Below are 1,314 nucleotides of genomic sequence, written 5' to 3'. Positions count from 1 at the left end.
CACCGGGGTAGATCGACACCGTATCGTCAAAATCGACATCAGTTTGAACTCCACTAGCTTGATAGGCAGATAAGGAGTTCAGTTTGAACTCCACTAGCTTGATAGGCAGATAAGGAGTTAGAGCCAATGTTGTTGACCGTTACAGTCCACGTTGAGAATGGATTTCCGGTCACATCGGTGTTGTTAAAAGCAGACGAGAGATCGTTCGCCAAGCCATTGTTGGTAAGTAACGTGTTGATGTTCTGGGTAACGTGGTAACCATGTGCAATCGCACCACCGTTGTTACTGACTTTGATTTCGAAATTGAGCTTACCGTTGATTAAATAAGGTGTCGAAGACAAAAGTGTATGGGTAAGCGTAACGTTCGGCGTCGCTGGAGGCGTGACAAGAACATTGCTTTCTACAGGGCCATCGCGCGTTAACGCCGACGCCTTAGTTGTAATGTCAGAAACCAGATCATTCGCAACGGTCGCTTTGATGGTGTAAGTGATGTAACCACCCACGGATAGCTCCGCATTCTCTACCGACAAATCATCTGCTTTCGAAAATGTTCCCGTATTACTCCCAGAAGAAGCGATAGCACTGATCTCGACATGACTAAAAACTGGAGCGTTGGCACCGCTTAGAACCTCACCAGTAAGAGACAGAAAAGGTTGGGTTATGTCTAAGCCTTTTACTGCAAACAGGCCAGTATTTTTTGCGGTGAGCGTGTACGTCAAAACGTTTGCGACTTGATATTCAGCTGGCGTTACCGCTGCATCTAGCGTGTATTTGTATTCGGCAGGTTCAAACGTGACGCTGGTTGTATCAACGAATGTATTCTCTGCCCCAGCAATCATCGCTTTTACTTGTGCGCCACCTAATACGATGTTTTCAGCACTCTCATGAGACACTGTCGCGCTAACATGATAAGTAACTCGACCAAATGGCAGCAATGTCGCGCCAGTCACTTCTAAGTTCGCATTGCTAGATGCGTAACTACCAGCGATTGAACCTAGACTGTGAGTGTCTGATATCGATACGCTCTGAAAGGCTTTTTGGTCGCCCGACATGACATCCCAAACCGCGTTTATCACTGAGACATCTGCAATTGTGTCCGCCGTTGTATTTTTTACCTCAATCGAGTATGAAATTTCTTCACCATTTTCATAATGACTCCCAGAAGCAGGACTAAATGAAATTTCCACCTCTCCTGCTGCTAGAGCGTTTGCAGAGGTAAATAAGGCAACTAAGAGTAAGGTAAAACAACGCTGAACCATCGACACAGTACTTTCCAATTTATATAAAATTCTTATGAATTACCGAGAGTAAAAT

At 45.1% G+C, this 1,314-nt stretch carries 1 pseudogene; it reads right to left on the bottom strand.

The features are described 5' to 3' along the window. A pseudogene (locus tag R7Q47_RS24890) lies at window positions 1-1,259 on the bottom strand (hypothetical protein); the annotation flags it as partial. Window positions 1,260-1,314: the final 55 nt, after the last annotated feature.

The sequence above is a fragment of the Vibrio sp. Vb0349 genome (assembly GCF_033338975.1).
Note: the sequence above shows the minus strand (reverse complement) of the source record. Positions and strands in the feature narration are given on the sequence as shown.